This is a genomic window from Gordonia effusa NBRC 100432, from assembly GCF_000241305.1.
Classification (GTDB): Bacteria; Actinomycetota; Actinomycetes; order Mycobacteriales; family Mycobacteriaceae; genus Gordonia; species Gordonia effusa.
Window position 1 is genome coordinate 1 of record NZ_BAEH01000098.1, and the last position, 18,051, is coordinate 18,051.

Genomic DNA, 18,051 nt, shown 5'->3' on the forward strand with positions numbered 1-18,051 from the left:
GATGCGCCACCGGCGTCTGGATGAAGACCTCGCGGGTGACCGCGGTAATAATCGGCAGGATCATCACCGCCAATACGATTCCGGCGGTCAGCAGGGTGCCACCGGTGGACATATTGGTGACGTTGGCCTCTGGCGTCTTGAAGAACGGGAGCCAGCCGAGGTTGTTCACCAGCCAGGTGTTGACCGGTACCAGCGCGGGCCCGAGAACCAGGATGCCCCACAGGCCGTAGACGATCGACGGCACCGCGGCGAGCAGATCGACGAGGTAGGTGACCGGGCCGACGACACGTTTGGGTGCGTATTCGGTCAGGAAGATCGAGATGCCAAGCGCGATGGGCATAGCGATGAGTAGGGCGATGATCGCGACGACCGCCGTCGCGTAGAACAGTTTCGGAATACCGAACTGCAAGCTTCCGCCGTCGACTACCCAATCACCTTGGTAGGTAAAGAAATTCGCCTCGTTGTCGAGGAGCGCGGGGGCCGCCTGGACGACGAGGAACAGTGCGATCAACGCGATGACGATTGATACGAGAAGTCCCGACCCCACCGCGAGTCTGCGGAAGATGGCATCGCCCAACCGACCCCGCGCGGAGCCCGCCAGATCCGTCGGAGCACCGCCTGGTGACAGAGGTGGCGTCGCGCCGGAGTCGACGCTGACAGCGTCGGCGGCGTTATCCCCCTGGCTCTTACTCAGTGAGGTCATGCGTCCTTCTACGGATTCGGCTCTGGTCATGATTCGATTGGGTCCACTGGTCAGCTCGCGCTGACGTCCTGGCTCCCGCAGCCTTCCCCAAGTGTGTCAAGTGCGCCCGCGAGACCGCAAACGCTGCGGCCTCGCGGGCACGATGGTCATGCTGACGTGCTCACGAAAGCGCGTCGACGGTACCGCGGAGAGTCGCCTTGTAGGCGTCGGGCAGCGGCACGTAGCCCAGCTCGGTCAACCCTTCCTGGCCCTTGTCCAGGATGGTGGTGAAGGCACCCTTGAGAGCCGCACCGGTGTCCGCGTTCGAGTAGCCCTTGCTGCAGACGACCTCGTAGGTGGTCAGCAACAGCGGGTACGCACCGGCAACCTTGGAGGCGAACAACTTGTCCGAGTCGACGACGAGGTCTTTGCTACCCGGAGTCTTGAAGGTAACGGCGTCGAGCGCCTTACCGGCCGACGTCGCGTCGAGCTTGACCGCACCGGCACCGAAGTCGATATCGGCGACGCCGAGCTTGTTCTCGGTGGCGAAGCCCCACTCGACGTAGGTGACCGAGCCCGCGGTCTTCTTCACGGTGTCGCCGACGCCGGTCGACTTGGCGGCAGCCGAGCCGCCCTTGCCCTTGAATTCCTTGCTGTGCTCGTACGGCCACGCCTGCGGCGCGGCGTTCTGCAGGAACTTCTGGAAGTTGTCGGTGGTGCCCGAGCTGTCGCTGCGGTGAACCGGAACGATCTTGGTCGACGGCAGTTTTGCGCCCGGGTTCAGCGCGGCGATGGCCGGGTCGTTCCAGGTGGTGATCTTCGAGTCGAAGATGCCCGCAAGCACGGTCGGGTTGAGTTTCAGATTGTCGACGCCGTCGAGGTTGTAGGCGATGGCGACCGGTCCCGCGACGAGCGGGATGTGCCATGCGTCGTTGCCGCCGCAACGTTCCTTTGCCTTGGTGACCTCGTCGCCCTTGAGCGGGGAATCCGAACCCGCGAAGTCGACATCGCTCGACAGGAACTTCTTGATGCCGTCGCCCGAGCCGCTACCGGTGTAGTCGAGGACCGAACCGCCCTCGTCGGTCAGGACCTGGCTGAAATGCTCCAACGCCTTCTGCTGAGCCGTCGAGCCCTCGCCGGTGATGGTCTGTTCGGAGTCCGAGCCACCGCAGGCCGCGACGGCCATGATCGCCGCGACACCTGCAACTGCTGCACCCGCACGGATGCCTTTGCGCTTGATATTCACCGTCAGACTTGCCTTTCGCTCGATACTCCAACCACTGGAGTCTGTCGATCAGCGACGCTATGGGCCGGTAGTGGACGGTCGGACGCGGCAAGGTGAACACACGGTTAACTGACAAGGTCAGGCAAGGGGCAAAATGTCCGATTTCGTTGCCGTTGCGAACGAAATACTGCGACTATGCCCGGCCATATGCGACATCGATCGCATACTGGGCAAATCCCAACCGCTGATAAGTATGCAAAGCGGCGGTGTTGTCACCTTCGACGTAGAGATTGCATTCCGCGACCAGTGGCTCGAGATACCGTAGCCCCGCAAGCGTCAGGTATCTCCCCAGGCCACGGCCCTGCGCCGACGGATCAACGCCGACGATGTAGACCTCGCCCAGGTCCGGGCCGTGGATCTTGGTCCAGTGGAAGCCCAGGAGTCGCCGCGGCTGTTCGGCGTCGAAGGCCAGAAATAGACCGGCCTCATCGAACCAGTCCGATCCGGTGCGGGCCGCGATGTCATCCAGACTCCAGCCGCCCTGCTCTGGATGCCAGTCGAAGGCCGCGTTATTGACCCGCAGGATCTCGGCGTCATCCTCGGCGCCGGCATAGGTCCGCAGGATAATGTCCTCGCGGAGCGGGAGTTCGGGGAGCGCGGCGGCTGTTGTGCTTGACCCGAGAACATTCGGCCCGCTCGCTCCGCTCCCGGCGCCGAGCGCGCGTCGAAGCTGCAGCAGCTCGCGCTGCGACGAAACCCCAACCGATGCCGCGAGAGCCTGTGCGCCATCCAGATTCCCGTGCGCCCATAGTCGAACGTGCGGATAGGCATCGAGTATCGCGGTCAGCAGGGCAGTTCCGACACCGTTACGACGGTGCTCGGGTGCCACCACCAACTCACCGGTCGATGCTTCGCCGTCGCGGCCGGGCAGCACGTTGCCGTAGCCGCTCGCGGCGCCGGTCACCAAAAAGTGTTCGACCTGCGGCGCCGCGTGCGCGATCGCCAACTCCGCCTGCTCCGACAATGCCGCCACGCCGTCTTGCGCCAACGCGGCGTTGAGCATCTGCGCGACGTCGTGCCGCTGATCCGCCGTCAACGTCGACAAGCGGGCCACGTCAGTCATTCGACTGCCTCCTCCAACAGCTCGAAATCATCGGAATCCATTGCGGCAGAATCTGATTCATCATCCGATGGCCGAGTTCGACTAGACGGACGCACCGCCTTGTACCCGACGTTGCGCACCGTACCGATCAGCGATTCGTGGTCGCCGCCGAGTTTGGCACGCAATCGCCGAACGTGAACGTCGACGGTGCGGGTACCGCCGAAGAAGTCATAGCCCCACACCTCTTGTAAGAGTTGCGCACGGGTGAAAACGCGACCGGCGTTCTGCGCCAAGTATTTGAGTAGCTCAAATTCCTTATACGTCAGATCCATCGGCTTGCCGCGCAGCCGGGCGGTATAGGTGTCCTCATCGATGACGAGCTCGCCGAGCGCGATCGTCGATCCCGATTCCACCATCTCCCCACCGCGGGCTCGTACCGCGAGCAGCCGCAGCCGGGTGTCGAGTTCAGCGGGACCGGTCGTGGTGAGCAAGAAATCGTCGAGATCCCAGTCGGCATTGACCGCGACCAGTCCACCTTCGGTCAGAACGGCGACTACCGGTATCGACCCGGTGCTGCCCAGCAGCCGACAGAGCCCACGAGCGGCCGCAAGATCGGTACGCGCGTCAACCAGAACGGCTTCGGCGCTTCCGGTCGCCATCAGCGACGAGACTTCGGCCGGCGCGACGCGGGCGCTATGAGCCAACAGGGAGAGCGAGGGCAGCACGGCGTCGGCACTGGTTTCGCTCGTCAGAATTACGAGGTCCACTCCCACTCCGATCTGAAGTAGCGGCCCGTGGGGGCCTGAGTCGTCATCAACGCATCGAGATGAGTCGACGTTGACTCGGCGGTTTCACGCAGCGCGATAAATGACAGAATAGCCCCGATGTCGTTCACCGCAGCAGGCCCACCGGCCATTCCCACGTCGGACGGCGCGGATGAAACGGCCCGATCGGCTCGGCCACGTCTGCGCAGAGCCGTCATCGTTGGCCTGGCGACGGCGCTGGTAGTGGTCGTCGCATTGGTGATTGCCGACACGGTATTGGCCGCACGCAGCGAAAAGCGACTGTCGGAGGCACTGCAGACATCGCCTCGCCTGGAATTCGCGCCGGAGGTAACACTCGGTGGAATGCCATTCATTAGCCACGCGAACAGCGGCGAATTTCCCTCGCTCACCGTCACCGCCCGCGGCGTGCCGCTGCCGCGATCCGGGTCGGTCGCATGCGTCGCAACGCAATGTTGGGCCGAACTCGGTATCACCGCGACCGGCATCCGCGCCGACGACGGGTGGAGTTTCCACCCCACCAGCCACCTCTTCTTCGACACGGTCAACGGCTACGCGAAGTTGGATTCGGTCAACCTCGGCCGGCTACTCGACATCACCGACCTCTCGGTCAATACCCCCGCACCGGAAGGCAAGGCAGGAGGCGGCGGCCCCGGCGACGGATTGCTCGAACGCTCGTCGGGGTTACTGCTGACCGGGACCGTGGCCCTGCCCCCCGGACAGACGACGTCGTCCACCGTCCCCCCGTCGGCGTCGAGCTATCGCGGCGACAAGATCCGGGTCAGCGTTTCCGTCGACGTCGCGGTACGCGATGACGCCCTGGTGATCCGAGCAACTGACTTCTACGACGGCCCCGAGGAGCACGCATCGGCCGACGTCCCCGCGCAGTACCGGCAGGCGATCCTGGACCGGTTCAGTCGCGTACTCCCGATGCCCGCGCTGCCGTGGGGCATCATCCCGACGTCGGCGCATAGCGCGGGCAGTGACGTGCTGATTTCCGGCGACTCCGTGCGGCGTCGAGTCCGCGTGGATGAGTTCTGAGTGCTGTTGTATCCTTTCAGCCATGCAACCGTGCCGTGAGTTCATGCTCACCCGCCGCCGCGCCATCGACTTCTGTCGTGTCGCCAACTGTTGCTGTCGGTAAACGACGGTCGCCGCTACCGCGACCATCGTTGATGGCGGTATCGCACAAGCATTCCTGAGAAGGTTTTCGCACGTCACGTGCGCGCCGTCCATCACTCCCCCTGGATGAGAACTTCCCGCTCTAAAAGACGTTCATCATCTGTCCCCCTGAATCACCCGAAACATATTTCGAAAGGGAGCCATCATGGCACGTTCCGATGTCCTGGTCAGCACAGATTGGGCTGAGCAGAACCTCAATGCCGACAAGACCGTCTTCGTCGAGGTCGACGAAGACACCTCCGCCTACGACGGCGGACATATCGCCGGCGCGATCAAGCTCGATTGGAAGGCCGATCTGCAAGATCCGGTCCGTCGCGACTTCGTCGACGCCGATCAGTTCAGCAAGTTGCTGTCCGAGCGCGGGATCGCCAACGACGACACCGTGATTCTCTACGGCGGCAACAACAACTGGTTCGCCGCCTACGCGTACTGGTACTTCAAGCTTTACGGCCACAACGACGTCAAGCTGATCGACGGCGGACGCAAGAAGTGGGAGCTTGACGGCCGTCCGCTCTCGAGCGACGCCGTCACCCGTCCGGCAACCGAATACAAGGCCGGCGCAGCGGACAACAGCATCCGCGCATTCCGCGACGAGGTCGTCGAGGCGATCGGCAACAAGAACCTCGTCGACGTGCGCAGCCCTGACGAGTTCTCCGGCAAGATCCTCGCACCGGCACACCTCCCCCAGGAGCAGAGCCAGCGTCCCGGCCACATCACCGGTGCGATCAACGTGCCGTGGAGCAAGGCCGCCAACGAGGACGGCACCTTCCGCAGCGACGAAGAGCTCACCGAGCTCTACAAGGAAGCCGGCCTGGACGGCTCCAAAGAGACCATCGCGTACTGCCGCATCGGCGAGCGCTCCAGCCACACCTGGTTCGTGCTGCAGGAGATCCTCGGCCACCAGAACGTCAAGAACTACGACGGCAGCTGGACCGAATACGGTTCGCTGATCGGCGTGCCGATCGAGTTGGGAGAATAAGAAATCATGTGTGCCGCACCCAAGCAAGGACAGAAACTGCCCGCGGGCGTTGACGTCGAGAAGGAAACCGTGCTGACCGGTCAGGTCACCGACGGCTCGGGTGCACCGGTCGCCGGTGCGTTCGTCCGGTTGCTCGACTCGACCGGCGAATTCACCGCCGAGGTTGTCGCCAGCCCCACCGGAGACTTCCGGTTCTTCGCCGCACCCGGCACCTGGACGCTTCGCGCGCTGTCCGCCGCCGGCAACGGCGACGTAACCGTGAGCCCCGAAGGCCCCGGCGTCCACGAGCACGACGTCGTCGTAGCGAAGTAGCCCGGTAAGACTCAGAGCCCCGGTCCGCACAAGCGGGCCGGGGCTTTGTCGTTTCCGGCGAAACGAGATATTGGCCACCACCGCGATACGCCACCGACCGGTCGCGCTAGAATTTGGGCCGTGGTCCTCTTCTTTGAATTCCTGCTGGTGCTCGCTTCCGTGCTGATCACCTGGTTTGGCCTGTACGCCGTCTACCGCCTGGTCAAAGACGAATCGTGACGTCGGCCGACGATAGCCAGCCCGGCGATATCCGCTCAGGCAACGAGGCGATCGAAGCGGCCGAAGTACGCGCCAAGCAGACCGGTGATGTGAATCTGCCCGAATGGGGCGATCTCCCGGTCGCGCATGACACCGCTAATTTGCGTCAGGGCGCCGACCTTCATCCCGGCCTGCTGGGACTGTTGCCCCTGGTCGGCATCTGGCTCGGCGAGGGCGAGGGCCACGACCCGGTAACCGGCAAGGATTACCCCTTCGGCCAGCAAATCATCGTCAGCCACAGCGGTGAGAACTATCTAAACTGGTCGTCGCGCATCTGGCGCCTCGACGACGACGGCGGCCTCGACCGTCCTGACCTCCGCGAGAGCGGCTTCTGGCGGATCAGCGACGACGACAACATCGAACTACTTCTTGCCCACGCAGAAGGCTGGATCGAATTGTTCTACGGCCGTCCGCTCAATCAAACGTCGTGGAATCTCACCACCGACGTCGTGATCCGGTCAGAAACCGGCCAGCATGCCGGTGGCGCCAAACGGCTATACGGGCTGGTCCCCGACGGCGACCTCGCGTATGTCGAAGAGCGTGTCGATACCGACGGTGATCTGACGCCGCGCCTGTCGGCGAAGCTCAAGCGGTACGCGGGCTAGCAGCCCCGCCGAGGTCGGTCGACAGACCCGAGCAATCCAGGCCCGGCCCCGCCCCATCGGCAAAACTCTGGATATAACCCCGGTACCAAGGGCAACTTGCCCCCGACGGCATAACTATCTCCAGATTTCTCCGAAGGCCGCGCACATGAAACGGCCCCCGCACCACTCCCGTTGACGGGAGTAATACGACCGGACTGGGTCGTGATGCGAGGGCCGGGTGATCATCTGGAATTCGCCAAAGCGCTTGCGCGTAAACGAATTACAGCGTGACCGCTCTAGCGGATGACCACCTCACGTGTCCGTTTGTCAATCAACTTCAGACCACCTCCTTCCGTGTGTACCGACGAAACTACGCCTCGCCACGGAGCCTCGCAACGGATTATTCGACGCCGAGAGCCAGTCCATACTCAGCCAGGTCAATCACACGATCGGCGCCATGCCCGCGTGGCAGGTGATGTGTCGCCACGATGACGCTACGGCCCGCCCCGAATAGCGAGCCATCGCGCGAAAAGATGTCACGCAGCACGGCATCGGCGTCAACCGGATCCAGGTGTTCGGTTGGTTCGTCGAGCAACACCACTGGCGCCCGGTGCAATAGCGCTCGTGCGAGCAGCAACCGACGGCGTTGTCCGCCGCTCAGCGCCGCCTCGCCGCCGGACAAGGTGGTGTCTACGCCGTCGGGTAGTCCGTCGATCCAGGCGCCGAGCCCGACGGCGGTCAGTGCCACGACGATCTCCTCGTCACTCGCATCGCCGCGCGCGACCCGCAGGTTCTCCGCGACCGACGTCGAGAAGATATGCGCGTCGTCGGCGAAATAGCAGGTCGATGCCGAGAGGTCGCGGCCACCAGCGTCGATCGAACCGCCACGCGGGGTCAACAGACCGGCGAGGGTCATGAGCAGCGCGGTCTTCCCGACGCCGCTCGGTCCGACGACGGCCAACCGTTCACCCGGCTCGATCACGACGTTCAGTGCCTCGCCCACCGGCGACGTCGGCCAGCCCCACCGCAGGTCTCGGCAGGTCAACCGTGTCGGCCGAACATCGACCCCGATGTCGTCCGCGCTGGCGAACGCGTCGATGCCGGCATTGTCGAGTTCTGCCGACCCCGCGTCGTCGATCAGTGACAAGATCCTGGTGGCGGCCTGCCTACTGCGCTCTAGCTGCAAGCCGGCTTCGGTGAGCGGAGCCGTCGACTCGAACGCCGACAGCGGTAGCAGGATGAGCACACCCAAGGTCATCGGAGTCAATGTCGGGTCGCCGGCCAAGCCGATACCGATGACACAGGCCGCGAGCAATGAAATACCAACGGCCAGTGGCATTGCCGCGCTGCCTAGCGACTGTAGGCGCAGACCTTTGTCAGCGGCGGCGCGGACAGATCGCTCCGCGTCGGCGACCTCGGCCAATACCCGTGCGCGACTTCGCGCGACGGTCAACTCATCTGCGTGCCACAGGGCCAGAGTCACCGAATCGGCCAACTCCGTACGTGCTCGCGCACCCGATTCGACGACGTCGGCGCTGCCGCGCGCCGCCAATACCGGTGCGGCAACACCACTTACGAACAGAGCGACGCCTAACACGACTGCCGCCGGTACCGACACCACAGCCATGATCGCCACCGCGGCGATGTCGGTAATCACCGCGATGCCGATCGGGATCACGCCTCTAATGAGAGCGTTTCCCAAGTCGTCGAGGTCGGCACCGGTTCTCGACAGTAAGTCGCCGCGACCAAGCTGGACCGAATAGGAAGGTCTTCCCGCCGCGAGCGCGACGAATACCCGCGACCGCGCCGACGACATCGCCCGTAGCGCGAGATCATGGGTCGCCAGCCGCTCGAGATAGCGGAACACACCACGCGAAATCCCCAGCGCCCGAACGGCGGTGATCGCGACCGACAGATACAGGATGGGCGGCATCTGCCAGGCACGCGTAATCAGCCAGGCCGACAGCGCGGCCAAACCCAACGCGCTCAACGAGCCGCCGACGCCGAGCCCAAGGGCGGCCACTACCGGCCGGGGCTTCACACCCAGGTAGCCGAGGATTCGCCAAAGCGGGCGATCAGCGGGCCGACGCATGTGCGTTCCCTGTTTCGACGCTCCCGAGTTCGACGCTCCCGAATTCAACGAGGTGATCGGCTGCGGCCCACCAAGATTCGCGGTGACTGATCACGACGACGGTGGCACCTCGCTCGACGCGAGAACGAACGGCCGCGACCACCGCATCGGCAGAATCGTCATCGAGATGTGCGGTCGGCTCGTCGAGCAGTAGCAGCGGCGCCGGCGACGCGAGCACCCGGCTAAGACCCAGTCGCTGTCGCTGACCGGCAGACAACCCCACGCCCCCCGCACCCAACCGAGTCCGCACGCCCTGTGGCAACTGCTGCACCACCGCATCGAAACCTGTTGCGGCCATTGCCTGTTCGAGATCGCTCGAGGTGGGGTTACCGAATAGCTCGAGATTGTCGGCGACGGTCGCGGGCAGAATCGCCGGATGCTGCGGTAGCCACGCGATCTGGCTGCGGAAATGGTCGAGGTCGAGGTCACCAATCGATTGGCCGCTCACGGTTACGGTGCCCGAGTAGCCATCGACCAGACCGAGCAGCACCGACAGTGCGGTCGACTTCCCGATGCCGTTCGGCCCACGCCAGAGGGTAAGTGAGCCACCGGGAATCACCGACGAAAGACGATCGGGTGCTGGCCCATCTCTACCATCGACCGACAAGGCGTCGAATTCGAGGTCGGCGCCGCGCAGGTCAACTCGAGACACCCCCGATGCGGTCGCTGTCTCGTCACCGATCAGCTCGAAAACGTCGTCGGCCGCGGCCAAACCATCGGTCGAGTTGTGAAACTGAGCACCGACCTGCCGCAACGGCAGGTATACCTCTGGCGCCAAAATCAACGCGAAGACGCCCGCGAACAAAGACATCTCGCCGTACACAAGACGAACGCCAATCCCCACCGCCACCAACGCGACACACAGCGTCGCGAGCAATTCCAGCACCGCGCCGGAGAGAAAAGCGATACGCAGGGTAGCCATCGTCGAGCGCTGCCACCGCTGCCCCAACTCAGTTACCTGTCTGGTCGGGCGGTGGACACGATGTAACGCGCGCAACGTCGGGAGTCCGGCCACCAGGTCCATCAATTGACCCGACAATTGGCTTGTCGCAGCAAGTTTCGCGGCGGTTCGGTCCCGCGTCATCACACCGATCAGCACCATAAAGACCGGTATCAACGGCAACGTGATGAAGACGATGATCGCGGATGGCAGATCCACGATCGCGATAACCACCACCATCACCGGCGTGATCACCGTCGAAAGGATAAGCGCCGGAACATATCCAGACAGATACGGCGCCAAATCATCCAGACCGCGCAAGATTACGGTGACCGCATGATCGCGTACCTCAAGAAGTCGACGCGGCGCGGTCCGTCGCGGGTCGCTCAACACATCGGTCGCCTGGCCGCGCAAGTCGGCGATGACCAGGTCGGCCGCTCGTTGCGCGTATCGTTCTCGTGCGTAATGTAGGGCAACCCGAAGCAGCAGCGCACCGGCGAGCACAATCAGATGAGTCGACTGAGCCTCGAACGCCCGAGCATCGACGTCGACAACCAGCTCGGAAAGTATCGACGCCGTGACGGCCGCGATCACGATGACGCAGATCGAGGTAGCCACCGCGAAACACACTGTCGCCGCGACATATCGGCGCGCCGGCGCCGATCGTCGCAGCAGGCGGGGGTCCAGCGGCGGCCGTCGCTTCGCTCGCCCTGCCGGATCTTCCCGTCGCTTCGCTCGCCCGGTCACTTCCCGTCGCTTCGCTCGCCCTGCCGGATCTTCCCGTCGCTTCGCTCGCCCGGCCGGATCCCGTCGCTTCGCTCGCCCACCAACAGCGAGGGCAACCCCACCGACGGCGGGATCTGCTCCAGCGAAATACGTTGTCGGAACACCCAATACGACCATCCCTGATAGAGGATCACCACCGGCGTAATGAAGACCGCGGCCCAGGTCATGATGGTCAGGGTGTAGTGACTCGACGACGTATTGCCAATGGTGAGGTTGAAGGCCGGATCGGTGGTGGACGGCAAGACATTCGGATAGAGGACGCCGAACAGCGTTACAACGGTGCCGGCAATCGCGACCGTTGTCGCGGCAAACGCCAGGCCCTCAGCCCGTCGAAGTGTCGCGAACACCGCTCCGACCGCCGCCAGCGCGGCCAGGATGACCGGCACCCACGTCCATGTCTTCCCATACTCGAGTTGGGTCCAGAGTAAGAAGGCTCCCGCCACAACCAAGGTCGCAACCGAAAGCCGCACAGCGTATTTGGCGGCCTCGTCGCGGATCTCACCGGCCGTCTTCAACGACAGGAACACCGCCCCGTGGGTGGCGAAGACCAGTAACGTTGTCAACCCACCAAGCAGGGCATACGGGTTGAGCAGGTTGAAGAAACCGCCGGTGTATTGGTGATCCGCGGCTATCGGCAGGCCACGAACCACGTTGGCGAATGCGACACCCCACAACAACGCGGGTATCCACGAACCCAACCCGATGCCTACGTCACACCACATCCGCCAGCGCGGGTCGTTGATCTTGCCCCGCCATTCGATCGCCACCACCCGAACGATGAGACCGACCAGTATCAGCAGCAACGGGAAGTAGAAGGCGCTGAACATCGTTGCGTACCAACCACCGAAGGCCGCGAACATGGCACCACCAGCAGTGAGCAGCCACACCTCATTCGCGTCCCAGACCGGGCCGATGGTGTTCAGTAGTACCCGACGTCGGGTATCACCATCAACGCGACCATCCCCTCGCCCGATGAACGGCATGAGCATCCCGACGCCGAAGTCGAACCCCTCCAGGATGAAGTAGCCGCCGAAGAGAACCGCGATGACGATGAACCAGAACTCTGGCAATCCCATATCTGACTCCTAGTAGGCGAACGAAAGTTGTTCGGGGGCATCGACATCCGGCGAATCGTCACCGTCGCCGGAATCGTCGGAGCGAGCACTCGGACCTTCGATGATGTAGCGGCGCTGGAGCGCGAACCAAATAACCCCGAGGACGCCGTACAAGAGGGTTAGCGTGATCAGCGATACCCACACCATCCCGGCGGTGTGATTAGACACGCCATCATTCACCAGCATGCTGATCCGCAACGGGTCCAGCCGGTCGACCCAGTTCGGCGCGACCACCCAGGGCTGTCGGCCCATCTCGGTGAAAATCCAACCAGAACTGTTGGCCAAGAACGGAGTTGGCAACATCCACAGGGCGAAGAGTCCGAACCGGCGCGACTCAACCACGCGCTTCTTGCGAGTGAACCAGAGTCCGGCAATCGCCAGTAGTGCCGATCCCGCTGCCCAGGTGATCATCGCCCGGAAACTCCAATACGTAACAAACAGATTGGGCGCGAAGTTCTGGTCCGGCTTGTTGAACTCCTGGGCATACTGCGCCTGCAGTTCTTCAACGCCCTGCAAGCGGGTGTCGAAGCGATGATCAGCCAAGAATGACAACATATTCGGGATCACGATGACGTGATCGATGTTGGCGCAGTTGTTCTGTCGACCGATCGAGAGGACCGAGAACCCCGCGCCGGTCTCGCTCTCGCACAACGATTCCGCCGCCGCCATCTTCATCGGCTGCTGTTTGAACATGATCTGCGCCTGGAAGTCGCCGGTGATGAACAGAGCGACCCCGGCAAACATGGTGAGCCACAGACCAAATCGAGTCACCGGACGCCACAGTGTCCGCGCGTCGTCGCGTAATTGTTCCGGCGTCGCGCTGACCTGACTTGGCGAGACGGTATCGGGAATGTCGACGGTATCGTCGGAGTCGGCAGCCGCGTCAACCGACGTCGCGTTGGCCTTCTCCAATTGCTTTGCGCGCCAAATGTTTCGCGCCATCCACCAGCACCCGATACCGGCGACGAAGGTGGCTGCGGTGAGCAATGCCCCGGCAACGACGTGCGGAAACGCGGCAAGGGTGGTGTTGTTGGTGATGACGGCCCAAAAGTCGTTCATCGCAGGGCGATTGCGTTCGTTGTCCCACGTGACACCAACGGGATGCTGCATCCACGAGTTGGCCGCGATGATGAAGTAGGCCGACGCGTTCACACCGATGGCGACCAGCCAAATACAGGCAAGGTGAACACGTTTGGGCAATCGATCCCAGCCGAAGATCCACAGTCCGATGAAGGTGGATTCCAGGAAGAAGGCAACCAAACCTTCCAACGCCAGGGGCGCACCGAATACATCCGCCACAAACCGGCTGTACTCACTCCAGTTCATTCCGAACTGGAATTCCTGCACGATCCCGGTCGCCACCCCGAGCGCGAAGTTGATGAGGAAGAGCTTCCCGAAGAACTTGGTGGCGCGCAGCCACTGCTCGTTTCCGGTGACATGCCACACGGTCTGCATCACGGCGATCATCGGGGCAAGACCGATCGTGAGTGGGACCAAAATGAAGTGATAGACGGTGGTGATACCGAATTGCCATCGCGAAACGTCGACGACATCCATGGCCAGATTCATTGACACGGTGTCCATCTATGGGCATCCCATCGCAAGCAGTGGTGAGCGGGCTATCTCTCCGGTGCTACTACTCGTCGTAGTAGACAAATGTAACGCTACGCCCGCTCGGCTACTCCAACAAGAGACCTCAGTCTCATACCGGTCGACCGCTGACCAAATTGTGCCTCAGATCACATGCACGGGAGCGGGGAATCCAGATATTCCTTCGACCGTCGACGCCGACTTTCCGCTGCTAGCAACCGTTTTGACGCCACCGACGCGGGTCCACTACCCCGCGCAGCGCTCGCATAAGACCGGGACCGTGACGCTGCACACCTACGTGTTCAGTCGTCAGCGATCGCCCGGTTGACCAGCGCGGCGAGGTCGACCTGTTCGCGATCGCCGAGGTGGTCGTCGCCGAACTCATATGAGTTGAGTCGACGCACTCGTGCGGCGAGCGTCACGCTCGAAACCATCCATACCGAGTCCGCCGCGATCAGGTCCTCAGTCAGCAACGTCTCCGATTTGGTCTGCCAGCCTTGCGCCTCGGCCAATTCGAATAGAGCTTCTTGCGTTGTGCCAGGAAGGATTCCGGCTTCGGTGGGAGGGGTGACGAGCGTCTTGCCGGTCACCGCGACAACTGTGGACCGTGGCCCTTCGAGGACCACCCCCTCGCTGCTGAGGTAGATCACGTCGTCGTAGCCCAGCCTCGCCGCGTGGCGCAACGCCGCCATATTCGTCGCATAACTCAACGTCTTAGCGCCCAAGAGCGCCCAGGGCGCCGACGGCGCGAGATCCACTGAATAGCCGCGGTCGAGAGTCACAACCGAGACCCCGCTCTCACGCGCTTCGATCGCACGCGGCGCTACCGGACCGACCGTCACGTACGCGGTCGCTTTATCCGGCTCCTGCGCCGACGCCGGATCCGCTTCTCGCCCACGCGAATAAACAATGCGGAGTAGCCCTTCCGCGTCCGCGTGCTGTTCAGTCCAGAGCCGAGCTGCGGCATCCACGGCTGCGGCGAAGGCTTCGCGATCCGGAGCCGGTAGGTCGACGATGGCCGCGCTGCGCGCGAGTCGGTCAAGATGCCGCCTGACGCCACAGGGGCGCCCCTCTCGGACGAGAAGTGTCTCGAAGATGCCGTCACCGCGTACCGCGGCGAGATCATCGGCGAAGAGTAGGGGCGCACTCGCGTCGGCCGGACCGTCGGCAACCGTGACAAGGATCAAATCCGCCATGGGTTCACAGTCTAGTGTCGCGGGTAGGCTTTCTTCCGTGACCGCGTCGCCGATTCTCAATACTTTTTCCACTGCGGGAGCTGTCCCCGAGCCTGCGCCCGGCGATAACACCCGAAGTGTTGCTTGGCATTTTGGCGATCCGTTTGGTGAGCAGCGAGCCGCGACGACCGGCGCGGTGATCATCGACCGCGCCGACCGCGCCGTTCTCGAACTCGACGGTGACGAGCGACTGTCCTGGTTGCACACCATCTCCAGTCAGTTCGTCGCCGACCTCGCCGACCGTCGTAGCGCTGAAAATCTCTCTCTTGATCTGCGCGGACACGTCGAAGAACATTTTGTGTTGACCGACGTCGATGGCGTCACCTGGATCGATACCGAAGGTTCGCACGGTCCGGGGCTGCTCGATTTCCTGACGAAAATGGTGTTCTGGGCCAAGGTCACTCCGGTCGGCCGTCCGGACATGACGGTGCTGACGCTGGTCGGTCCCGCGGTTCGCGCGGGCGCGATCGCCGACCTGCTGGAGATCCCCGCCGAGGCCGGCGTGTACGCCGCGGGCGATCTCCCCGAACTACGCCACGACGACGAGCCACTGGGCTTCTGGCGAGTCATGCCGTCCATCGGTGAGGGCCGCACGCTTCCGGTGGTCGATCTGATCGTTCCCGACTCCGACGTCCTCACCTGGTGGAAAGCCATCGCCGACGCTGGCGCGCAGATGTCGGGCACGTGGACCTACGAGGCATTACGTGCCGCGGCGATCCGTCCCCGTATCGACGTCGACACCGACGACCGCACGATTCCGCACGAGGTCAACTGGATCGGTGGCCCGGATGAGCAGGGCGCCGTCCACGTCGACAAGGGCTGCTACCGCGGCCAGGAGACCGTCGCGCGGGTGCACAACCTCGGAAAGTCGCCGCGCCAGTTGGTGCTGCTTCATCTCGACGGCAGCGACGACATCCGGCCGCAGACCGGCGATCGGATACTCGGCGGCGCACGAGCTATCGGACGGGTCGGAACCGTCGTCGACCACTTCGAATATGGCCCGATCGCGCTGGCGCTGGTCAAGCGCGGGATACCCGTCGACACCGAACTGGCGATCGCCACCGGCGAGGACGCCGTAACGATTCCCGCTCGCATCGACCCCGACTCGGTTCAGGTCGACGACCGTGTTCAGGCTGGCCGCGAGGCCATTGCCAAGTTGCGTGGCACACAATCCTGACCGCTCCGACTGGGACTTTGCGCCACACCCGAGGGAGGAGTCCGCATTATCTTCGCGAGCGCGCTAGACTGTTCACTACGACAGAAATTCCTAACCTAGAACGGGGCCGCCACCAGTTTGGTCGCCCCGTCATTGTGCGAGGGGGTCCCATATGGGCCGCGGCCGGGCAAAGGCAAAGCAGACGAAAGTTGCTCGTCAGCTTAAGTACTCTGCACCCAATACGGATTTCGACAGCTTGCAACGCGAGCTGTCCGGAAGCACCGCACCGGAGCGACACGATCCGGTGGATGATTGGGTTGAGGAAGACGAGTGGCGTCGCGCTTGACGCGATTAGCCACCTTCCCCTCCTGAGGTAGATCAGTCGCCCCAACGGGGCGTTCCACACTTCTCACCCGGCCCTGCGAGCAGGGTCGGGTGCCAGTGTGCGTTTTGATGGCGTGATCCGGGTGGTTCTCTACGCCCGTGGTTACCCGCGGCGAGCCTCTATCCGCTGGTCGAGTGCCCGGCGAGGCGCCAGCCGAGCCTTATCCGCTGGTCGAGTGCCCGGCGAGGCGCCAGCCGAGCCGGGTGTATCGAGACCACGCACCGACATAACAAACCACAACCGTGGTCGCCGCACGACGTCGTCTCACCCAGTCTTGATACACGCGCGTCTCGCTACGCTCGGCGAGCGCACTCGACCACCAGAACTACCGCTGGTCGAGTGCCACCGCTAGTCAGACGCCACTACCGCCAGCCGCGCCTTTATCCGCTGGTCGAGTGCCCGGCGAGGCGCCAGCCGAGCCGGGTGTATCGAGACCACGTTCGGCACAAGCGCAACGCAACCGGCCCGCGACGTCAGAACCGCGGATGCTCCCCCAGCAGGACGGCCGAACCGGTCTTGGCGCCCTCGGAGGGTTCGCCGGACCGCTTGATGGAACCGAGCACCCAGTTGTCGACATGCTTGGCGGTGAGTACGGCCTGTGCCCGGTCGGTGTCCTCCGGTGCCACGATCGCGACCATGCCGACGCCCATGTTGAAGGTGCGTTCCATCTCCTCGCGCACCACGCGACCACGCTGCGCGATCATCGAGAAGATCGGCGCGGGCGACCAGGTGCCACGGTCCAATTCGGCGACAAGCCCACGCGGCAGGACGCGACCTAGATTGTCGGCAAGTCCACCGCCGGTGATATGCGCGAAAGTCCGCACGTCTGCCTCGGCGGCCAACGCCAGGCAGTCGCGAGCATAGATACGAGTCGGCTCGAGCAATTCTTCACCGAGACTGCGACCGAATTCTTCGACATGCCCGCCGATATCCATATGCCCCCAATCCAGGAGCACCTTGCGCGCCAGCGAGTAGCCGTTGGAATGCAACCCCGACGACCCCATCGCGATGACCACGTCACCGGGACGCACCCGATCCGCGGACAGCACAGCATCGGCTTCGACGACGCCGACACCCGTCGCCGAGATGTCGTAATGCCCGTCTTCCATCAGCCCGGGATGTTCGGCGGTCTCGCCGCCAAGCAGCGCACACCCCGCGTCGACGCAACCGTCGGCGATGCCCTTGACGATGTCGGCGACCACCTCCGGCACGACTTTGCCGATCGCGATGTAATCCTGCAGGAATAGCGGCTCGGCGCCGCAGACCACCAGGTCGTCGACGACCATGGCGACCAAATCGCGGCCGACGGTGTCGTGTATACCCATCGCCTGCGCCACCGCGAGCTTGGTCCCGACGCCGTCGCTCGACGCGGCGAGCACCGGTTCACGATAGTCACCCTTCAGCGCGAACAGTCCGGCGAAGCCGCCGAGTCCACCCAAAACCTCTGGTCGCGTCGCGCGTTTGGCATGTGGCTTGAAAAGTTCAATCGCGCGTTCACCAGCGTCGATGTCGACACCCGCTGCGGCGTACGAGGCTCCAGCCGAAGGTGCGTCGTGCTGATCGGCATCGCGATCGGACATGGTGATGAACTCCCCGAATAGTCGAGT

17 protein-coding genes are annotated in these 18,051 nt (G+C 63.5%); 7 read left to right on the forward strand and 10 right to left on the reverse strand.

What is annotated here, in order from left to right; all coding sequences use genetic code 11:
• From GOEFS_RS17470 to GOEFS_RS17485, 4 genes are all read right to left on the reverse strand, one after another.
• The coding region (locus tag GOEFS_RS17470; protein WP_007319270.1) for a PstC family ABC transporter permease at positions 1-703 on the reverse strand (703 nt) is incomplete at its 3' end.
• Between the two features lie 160 nt (positions 704-863).
• Positions 864-1,928 (reverse strand): phosphate ABC transporter substrate-binding protein PstS, encoded by a 1,065-nt coding sequence (pstS, locus tag GOEFS_RS17475; RefSeq protein ID WP_007319271.1) that lies wholly within the window; start codon positions 1,926-1,928, stop codon positions 864-866.
• A gap of 172 nt (positions 1,929-2,100) precedes the next feature.
• A complete protein-coding gene (mshD, locus tag GOEFS_RS17480; protein ID WP_007319272.1) occupies positions 2,101-3,030 on the reverse strand; it encodes a mycothiol synthase in 930 nt (309 codons plus the stop codon).
• Positions 3,027-3,776 (reverse strand): winged helix-turn-helix domain-containing protein, encoded by a 750-nt coding sequence (locus tag GOEFS_RS17485; RefSeq protein WP_007319273.1) that lies wholly within the window; start codon positions 3,774-3,776, stop codon positions 3,027-3,029. Before GOEFS_RS17485 ends, mshD begins: the two co-directional genes overlap by 4 nt.
• Positions 3,777-3,893: 117 nt before the next feature.
• Here GOEFS_RS17485 and GOEFS_RS17490 point away from each other — a divergent pair, with 117 nt between their 5' ends.
• The 5 genes from GOEFS_RS17490 to GOEFS_RS17510 all read left to right on the forward strand — a co-directional run bounded on the left by GOEFS_RS17490 (position 3,894) and on the right by GOEFS_RS17510 (position 7,127).
• Positions 3,894-4,832, forward strand: coding sequence for an LmeA family phospholipid-binding protein (locus tag GOEFS_RS17490; RefSeq protein WP_007319274.1), 939 nt, complete (start codon positions 3,894-3,896; stop codon positions 4,830-4,832).
• A 43-nt stretch (positions 4,833-4,875) separates the two neighbouring features.
• Positions 4,876-4,935: a putative leader peptide gene (locus GOEFS_RS23980; RefSeq protein WP_373278227.1), complete on the forward strand. Its 60-nt coding sequence runs from the start codon at positions 4,876-4,878 to the stop codon at positions 4,933-4,935.
• A gap of 183 nt (positions 4,936-5,118) precedes the next feature.
• Entirely contained in the window at positions 5,119-5,952 is an 834-nt protein-coding gene (locus GOEFS_RS17495) for a sulfurtransferase (protein WP_007319275.1), read from the forward strand.
• 6 nt (positions 5,953-5,958) lie between these two features.
• The gene (locus GOEFS_RS17500) at positions 5,959-6,264 is read left to right on the forward strand and encodes a DUF1416 domain-containing protein (RefSeq protein WP_007319276.1); all 306 of its coding nucleotides are present in this window, start codon (positions 5,959-5,961) and stop codon (positions 6,262-6,264) included.
• Positions 6,265-6,479: 215 nt separating this feature from the next.
• The gene (locus GOEFS_RS17510; protein ID WP_007319277.1) at positions 6,480-7,127 is read left to right on the forward strand and encodes a heme-binding beta-barrel domain-containing protein; all 648 of its coding nucleotides are present in this window, start codon (positions 6,480-6,482) and stop codon (positions 7,125-7,127) included.
• Positions 7,128-7,506: 379 nt separating this feature from the next.
• Here GOEFS_RS17510 and cydC read toward each other — a convergent pair whose 3' ends face one another.
• From cydC to GOEFS_RS17535, 5 genes are all read right to left on the reverse strand, one after another.
• Positions 7,507-9,198, reverse strand: coding sequence for a thiol reductant ABC exporter subunit CydC (gene cydC, locus GOEFS_RS17515; protein WP_007319278.1), 1,692 nt, complete (start codon positions 9,196-9,198; stop codon positions 7,507-7,509).
• Entirely contained in the window at positions 9,182-10,924 is a 1,743-nt protein-coding gene (cydD, locus tag GOEFS_RS17520; RefSeq protein WP_050949953.1) for a thiol reductant ABC exporter subunit CydD, read from the reverse strand. Before cydD ends, cydC begins: the two co-directional genes overlap by 17 nt.
• Positions 10,921-12,039: a cytochrome d ubiquinol oxidase subunit II gene (gene cydB, locus GOEFS_RS17525; RefSeq protein ID WP_007319280.1), complete on the reverse strand. Its 1,119-nt coding sequence runs from the start codon at positions 12,037-12,039 to the stop codon at positions 10,921-10,923. Before cydB ends, cydD begins: the two co-directional genes overlap by 4 nt.
• A 9-nt stretch (positions 12,040-12,048) precedes the next feature.
• The gene (locus GOEFS_RS17530) at positions 12,049-13,635 is read right to left on the reverse strand and encodes a cytochrome ubiquinol oxidase subunit I (RefSeq protein ID WP_040525442.1); all 1,587 of its coding nucleotides are present in this window, start codon (positions 13,633-13,635) and stop codon (positions 12,049-12,051) included.
• A 335-nt stretch (positions 13,636-13,970) separates the two neighbouring features.
• Complete coding sequence (locus tag GOEFS_RS17535; RefSeq protein ID WP_007319282.1) at positions 13,971-14,864, reverse strand: aminodeoxychorismate lyase; 894 nt, start codon at positions 14,862-14,864, stop codon at positions 13,971-13,973.
• Positions 14,865-14,901: 37 nt separating this feature from the next.
• Between GOEFS_RS17535 and ygfZ the strand changes: the two genes are divergently transcribed.
• Both ygfZ and GOEFS_RS22950 read left to right on the forward strand, forming a co-directional pair.
• Positions 14,902-16,080: a CAF17-like 4Fe-4S cluster assembly/insertion protein YgfZ gene (ygfZ, locus tag GOEFS_RS17540; protein ID WP_040525425.1), complete on the forward strand. Its 1,179-nt coding sequence runs from the start codon at positions 14,902-14,904 to the stop codon at positions 16,078-16,080.
• A 151-nt stretch (positions 16,081-16,231) separates the two neighbouring features.
• Complete coding sequence (locus GOEFS_RS22950; protein ID WP_007319285.1) at positions 16,232-16,405, forward strand: DUF3073 domain-containing protein; 174 nt, start codon at positions 16,232-16,234, stop codon at positions 16,403-16,405.
• Positions 16,406-16,917: 512 nt separating this feature from the next.
• Here the strand turns inward: GOEFS_RS22950 and purM are convergent.
• A complete protein-coding gene (purM, locus tag GOEFS_RS17545; protein ID WP_007319286.1) occupies positions 16,918-18,024 on the reverse strand; it encodes a phosphoribosylformylglycinamidine cyclo-ligase in 1,107 nt (368 codons plus the stop codon).
• Positions 18,025-18,051: the final 27 nt, after the last annotated feature.